5 protein-coding genes are annotated in these 6,853 nt (G+C 48.7%); 2 read left to right on the top strand and 3 right to left on the bottom strand.

The window, feature by feature from the left end; all coding sequences use genetic code 11:
* Nucleotides 1-1,355, bottom strand: a 1,355-nt coding sequence (locus tag BP97_RS38015) for an MATE family efflux transporter (RefSeq protein ID WP_036746858.1), incomplete at its 3' end; no start/stop codon positions are given.
* A 196-nt stretch (nucleotides 1,356-1,551) separates the two neighbouring features.
* Nucleotides 1,552-1,995: a GNAT family N-acetyltransferase gene (locus BP97_RS0130695; protein WP_028552521.1), complete on the bottom strand. Its 444-nt coding sequence runs from the start codon at nucleotides 1,993-1,995 to the stop codon at nucleotides 1,552-1,554.
* Between the two features lie 135 nt (nucleotides 1,996-2,130).
* Between BP97_RS0130695 and BP97_RS0130690 the strand changes: the two genes are divergently transcribed.
* Both BP97_RS0130690 and BP97_RS0130685 read left to right on the top strand, forming a co-directional pair.
* Nucleotides 2,131-3,027 carry a LysR family transcriptional regulator gene (locus tag BP97_RS0130690; protein WP_028552520.1) on the top strand — a complete coding sequence of 299 codons (897 nt, stop codon included), beginning with the start codon at nucleotides 2,131-2,133 and terminating at the stop codon, nucleotides 3,025-3,027.
* Nucleotides 3,028-3,133: 106 nt separating this feature from the next.
* On the top strand, nucleotides 3,134-3,715 hold the full coding sequence (locus BP97_RS0130685; RefSeq protein WP_028552519.1) for a type 1 glutamine amidotransferase family protein: 582 nt from the start codon (nucleotides 3,134-3,136) through the stop codon (nucleotides 3,713-3,715).
* A gap of 183 nt (nucleotides 3,716-3,898) precedes the next feature.
* Here BP97_RS0130685 and BP97_RS39240 read toward each other — a convergent pair.
* A partial coding sequence (locus tag BP97_RS39240) for an S-layer homology domain-containing protein (protein ID WP_197035567.1) occupies nucleotides 3,899-6,853 on the bottom strand: 2,955 nt, incomplete at its 5' end.

Raw genomic sequence — 6,853 nt, 5'->3', positions numbered from 1 at the left:
AACGCTACAGCGCTCCAGAGTCCGGCCATCCCCCACTCGAAGCCTTTGACGAACAGCAGGCTGAGTACAACTCTGATACCCCAAACACCTATTAGGGTGGAGTATAATGGATACTTGGTATCCCCTGCCCCTCTTAACGCGCCACCTAGAATAAATTGCGATGCTTGAGACACCTGAATCACGCCAACGATCCGCAGCGCCAGTGTGCCTGCATCAATGATACTCTGGTCTTTCGTATATAGCATAAGAATATATGGAGCAAAAATCATAAAGACGAGCCCCATCACTCCCGCTACGACCATGCCGAATTTGCGAACCTGCCACACATAGGTTTCGGCAAGCTCGGATTTTTGAGCCCCCAGAGCTTGACCTACCAATGTCGAAGCCGCAACGGCAAAGGCCATTCCCGGCATGAAAGATAGCCCGATCACGCTCGTAACTAGCTGGTTAGCCGCTAGAGCAACCGTGCCGAGTCCCGCCGATATTTTGACGAATGTAGCAATGCCGAGCCTCATAATCAGCTGCTCTCCACTCGTAGGAAGACCGATTTTCAACACCCTCATAATAATGGTTTTATCTATTCGGGATGCATAGTTCCAAGAAATGCGTACGGCGTAACGGCCGCTGATCATAACGGAAACGAACCAAATGGTAGAAATCAGCTGTGCAGTGATGGAAGCAACAGCAGCTCCAGTAACCCCCATTGCAGGCAATCCAAAATAGCCATAAATAAGCGGCAGGCCCAGAGCTACGGCAATTACATTCGAGATTACATTGATTTTCATCGGAGTCCGCGTATCACCTGCACCGCGAAGGATAGCGGATAAGACAGAAGATATCGTGGTGAACCCAATCGATAAAAAAATGATTCTGGCATAAGATAAGCCATGAGCAATGACCTCCGGGTCCGCACCCATGACCCGCAGTAGCCAGCTTGCGTTCAAGAGGCTAAGAGCAACAATAATAACGGATAGTACAATATTAAGCGTAAAAGCTTGCCCTGCCGCGCGGTTCGCTTCATCCACATTTCCTGAACCGACGGCTCTCGCGACGATAACCGTCGTCCCCGTGTTCAGCGCGACAAATAGGACAAGCAGAAGCAAATACGGCTGACTCGTTAAACCGACCGTTGCCACCGCTTCCGCTCCTATTCGCCCAACCATGATCATATTCATCATTTGTGCAAAATTAATCAGCAGCATTTCAACTAACGACGGTCCTGCCAAATTGTAGATCATCCGGCGTATTGCCTTACCGTCATTTGGATCAATAAGCACTGCTTTACTTACCTGTTTAGTCTCTGAATCCCCATTGTAATGCTTACTTTTCGTCGACGACTCTGTGTCCACACTCATCTGTAAACCCTTTCTAAAGTCACAAGCATCCGGCACTGAAGCCCTCAGGAGTCTTGCTGCATTTTTCTAGTATCCGTTCTATCATAAGCGGCTAAAAAAAGTACTGCAACCTGACTGTGCAAGGAATACAGGCTTCATTTCTTTAAAAATCTGCCATATTATCGTTAATACAATTGCATGCGCTGGTTTTCATTTTTTACAGCAATGGCTTGATGAACCGGTAACCCGTAATTTCATAGCCTAGCTCCAAATAGAATCGATGCGCTTCCTCCTTTCTGCCGAAGCCGCTAATGAGATAAGTAGATTTGCATCCCAGCTCCAGAGCCCTCTCTTCTGCAAAGGACATCAGCTTGCGGCCTATTCCACTCCTCTTCGCTTCGGATTTCACAACAAGAATGCATACCTCTCCATATCTGCTTACTTCCCGGATATTCTCGCGAATACGGAATACAAGCAAGCCTAATACCTCGGAATCCTCCTCGTAAACAAAAATTGTGTCTGTTAAGCTTGCGCCAATCATCTCCAATCGATTTCTCATTCCCTCGCAGGATATAGGCTCTCCTCCTAGCTCCTTCATCAGTTCGCAAAGGGCAGGAATATCGCCCTCACAGGCTTCTCTTATTCGTTCTCCGATCAGCATAAGCGTTCCTCCAAATGTAATTTATGTATAGATTGATTACTTCCAAAATAATACAGACGGCAGAAAAAAACTAATATATAATGATAGTCAATTCATAAGTTATTCTAATGAACATGTAGAAAGAGGCCTGCCATCATGAATCTGCTGGCGCTTAAAGTATTTTACTGTGTAGCTCAAAAAGGTTCTGTAACCAAAGCGGCAGAAAACCTTCTTATCAGCCAGCCTGCCGTGACGCAGCACTTGCGAAATTTAGAGAAGGAAATAGGAACTACGCTCGTCCAACCGGAGGGTCGAGGAATTACTTTAACTTATGCAGGCCATGAGCTGCATCATTTGGCAGACAAGCTATTCGCTGTCGAGCAAGAGATCGAGCACAGAATGAAGCAGATTCTTGAGGGTACCCGGGGCGAGCTGACTATTGCAGCCACTTACTTGCCTGCGACCTTGCTGCTGCCCAAATGGATAGCTCATTTCAAAACGGAACACGAGCATGTTGCGCTCAAAGTTACCACCGTCAATAGTCAGGAAGCGTTCGAACTGCTTTATAACAGCAAAGCGGATGTCGCCATTATCGGAGGCGGTTGGGAATTGCCTGATATTCAATGGGAGCATTTGCTTGACGATGAGCTTTGGTTCATCGTCCCGACCCATCACCCCTTCGCTAACCGTGAGGTGACGCTGCAGCAAATGATGGAGGAAACTTTCGTTATACGGGAAGAAGGCAGCTCGACTCGGGAACGTTTTTTATCCATGTGCCGCACTTACAATGTAAGACAACCCAAGATCGGCATGCAGTTTAATGGGCTTTACGAAACGATCAAAGCGGTGCATGCGGGCTACGGAGCCACTCTAATCTCCGCTATGGCCGTACAGGAATATGTAGACCGTGGAGATGTTGCCAGAGTGTACGTCAGCCAAGTTGAGCTCAAACGCCCTATCGCCATATGCACGGCAATAACCTCGACTCTTTCTCCCATTGCAAAACAGTTTTTAGCTTTGATTCGTGAGAAGCTGAAATCAGATGCGCTTTGATGAACTCTCTACCATGATTTTTTTGAAATTCACTGACCGGTTTTGTCAGGAGATTCGGTTTATTATGGAAGCAAGTGAGTAGAAAAAACAATTGGAGGGATTGAATTTGAAAGAAGTATGGGTATTGGTTACCGATGGATTCGCAGATTGGGAGGCAAGCTACGTATCGGCAGAATTGAACAATCCGAAGACGGGCTTTCAAGTTAAAACGATTGCCATTGATAAGTCCCCTAAAGTTTCCATGGGAGGATTTCGTGTCTTACCCGATTATGATCTACACGATGATCCGGCTCAAGTGGATTTGGCGATGCTGATTATTCCAGGGGGAACGGGGTGGAGAGACGACAAGAACCAACAGGCTGCTCAGTTGGTGCAGCACTGCGTGGATCGTGAAATTCCGGTTGCGGGTATTTGCGACGCGACGACATTCCTTGCTAACCACGGGTTTCTGGAAAACAACAAGCATACAGGCAATTCTATAGGTTTATTAAAAGAAGGAGCTCCCCACTACAGTGGTGATCGCCATTATATAGAAGCTCAATCTGTAAGCGACGGCAACATCATTACGGCCAATGGCACAGGTGCAGTAGAGTTTGCCAAGCACATTCTCGAGAAGCTCGGCGTTTATGAGGGAGAACAGCTGGAGGAATGGTATACTTTATTTAAAAAGGGCTATTTGGCTGAGTAAAGCTTTCTGTTCACCCAATGGCGCTCGTGAGTTCTTGCTGCGGACTTTCCAACACAGACAAAAGAGTGCTTCGGCACATAGTAATTGTCCAGTTAGCGGGAGATTGGTTTCTAGAGTACACATAAAAAAGGAAGGCTATCCTTGCGGGCAGCCTTCCTTTTTATTGTGATTAACTATCTCCGTTTATTGGTTACGCTCCAACATACGCATGATGACCGTTATTGCTTCCGCTCTGGTTGCAATGTCACCAGGGGCAAAACGATTGCCTTCCTTGCCCTGTACCAAACCCTCGGAAACCGCGTAGGAAACGGAGGATTGGGCCCAATCTGGAATCTCGTTGCCGTCATCAAAAGCCGGTGAAGCTGCAGCTGCTTGGCTATCTAGCTTTTGTGCTCTTGTCAGCATCGTAATCATTTCAGCTCGGCTGATTTCCTTGTTAGGGCGAAGCGTATCGTCCTCATATCCTTTAATAATTCCAGCCTGAACCGCTGCAGCAAGCTCAGACAATGCCCAATCTGGAATGTCCGATTGATCCGCGAATTTAGTATTCACAGTGCTTGCCGGTACCTTCAACGCACGGACCAGCAGCGCAGCGAATTGCAGTCTAGTCATAGGTTCGTCGGGCTTGAAGCTGCCATCCGGGTAGCCGTTAACAATGCCCAGCTGAGCTGCTTTAATAATCGTACTACCCGCCCAATGACCAGCAATGTCGCTAAGGGTCGTTCCGGTTAATGTAGACGGTGCGCTTGGGGTGGGAGCCCCTGTGTCCGTCGGCACAGTCGGAGTTGCCCCTCCTGGTGCAGGAGTTGATGACGACCCGCTGCCGGCACTGCTTCCACTTCCGCTACCTCCTCTACTGCCGCCACTCGAACCGTTATTACCTGACGAGCTTGTTCTTTGCAAAGTAACTTGGTACACCTTGTTCTTTCCGGACGGCAGTGACACGTCAATCGTAATCGTCCCGCCTCCTGGAGCTAGTTCCAGGGTGAAGGCTTGTCCGCTCAGTACCGTTTGCCGGTTTGTTCCGTCTACGCTGACGGTAATAAGAGAACCGCTCTCCAAAGCGGTAGGCAGCAGCGTAAGCCGGTAAACATTATACGGAACGACCACTTGATAAATCGTCGTATTAAGATTGAAAGCTGGACTCATTGCCACTACGGGATTGATCGTCAAACCGCTCAATCCCGCTTCGCCTTCAACCTTGTCTTCTGTAACAACGACAGTCGCCTGAGCGTTAAATTGGTTGTAGGTAGCGACCACTACAGTAGTACCTGTCGATATGCCTTTCAGTATACCTTGTGAGTTCACCGTTGCGATACCTGGGTTCGCCGTGTAAAAAGACGCCCCTGCTAACAGCCTAGTACTCCCTTGATAAACGGCATGAACGACTGCCGATTGGGTGCTATTTACTTTCAAATTGTAAGTATCCTCACCTAAACGGATGCCATCTATCGGCGTTCCCGGAGGCGTGTTGTCCTCCTCGTGTTGTACGGCAATAGTGTAAGATTTGCTCTTCCCTGAAGGAAGAGACACTTCAACCAGGATGACAGTGCCCCCCTTCGCAATGGATATTGCACTGCTTGGCTGGCCGCTAATCACCGGAAGCCTCCCTGAGCCATCTGAACTTACCATGATCTGGGACCCGCTTGTCTTTGCGGTCGGAATCACCTTCAGGCTGCTAACAGTTGCCGGAACTGTAACTTGGTAATAAGTAACATCCGGATTGAAGCTAGGAACAAGCTCATTGCCTGAATCCAGTGTCAACGCACTTAATCCCGCTTCCCCATCCTCAACAACGGTCCTCCCTGCGTTCGGCCCTACATCGGCAGCAGTTAGCGGTTTGTTGGTAGGAACAACCTGACGGTCGTATTCATCTGCTCCAGCATCCGGCATGTTGTAACGGGTTTGCCCGTCCATATCCTCTTGAGGCTGGAACGGAGCCTTGGAAGCATCAATTGCCGGACTGTTCGCTGACAACCGGACCAAGCCGTCCGCGCTGCGAACGAGATACAGCGGCTTTTTCTCTATGGCACTTGCCGGTACCCGGGCAGCATTGGTAATGTTGGTCGGATTCGCTGTTCCCTCTACCAGATTGCCTACATAAATTTGTCGCTCACTCTCAGGAACGTTCTGAGCGGCAGTTGTTTCGTTAAACATAACGCCCGCATTACTGAAGACGACGTTATTGTAGATCTTCGTTCCGACAGGCTGATAGGTTCTTCCGCCGAAACTGTAGCTGGATGTGTTGTTGCCGACGTTAACCATTGTATTATTGAAAATCTCTACATTATACTGACGCCAATGCCCGCGAAGGATCTCCGTCTGTTTATCTGCCGAGAGGGTGTTCAGTACAGCGGTTTGCTCCGTCGTTCCCTCGAGCCATTTCACCGTCGGGTTCGTCCCTCCATCCGGGCCGCCATCATGCGTACCCCCATCAAGGCGGATCACATTAGTCGTAAGACCCTCCATATAATTGTTGTAAATTTTATGTCCATTGCCATAAATACGGAAGCCGCTTAAGCCGACAGTCTTTCCATCACCTAGTATGAAATTGCCGTAGAAGCTGTTACGGTGCCCGTGACGGGCTACAATGCCGCCGTACGAATTACGAATCGTGTTATAGCGGACGATATTATCGCTACTCTTGACCGATACGATTTCATCTTCTCCATTAAGCCCTTCAAACAAATTATGCTGAACGGTCACATGGCCAGAGGCAAGTGACAAGCCGGATAAACCGAGACGTATCGCTTCAAGACCGTTCGTCACGCGTGGACCGATGTCATGGAAGTAGTTGTACTCAATAACATCATATTCCGAAATGTTATTTCCTGCTGCCCCGTTATAAGTGATCGTGGCGCCAAACCCTTTCTTCCCACCTATATCATTGTACGCGATTCGGTTGTGGCTGCTGATTCCCTCTACGCGGATGAAATGGCGTGCGGTCCCGTTATCAGTTACCAGAGAAGGATTGGTATGCGGAGTATCCCCCGTATATACAGGCCTATCGGCTATATAGCGATCTCCTCCAATCCGGCAGTTCCCTTCGATATTAGTCAAGCACCAGACTGGACCAACGCCATTGGGCGCACTGAACCGGTAAGGCTGTCCGGTTTCATCTAATGCAAACTTATTCCG

This window comes from Paenibacillus sp. UNC451MF (assembly GCF_000686845.1).
Classification (GTDB): domain Bacteria; phylum Bacillota; class Bacilli; order Paenibacillales; family NBRC-103111; genus Paenibacillus_S.
The sequence above is the reverse complement of the archived record's forward strand: the minus strand, read 5'-3'. Positions and strand labels throughout refer to the sequence as shown.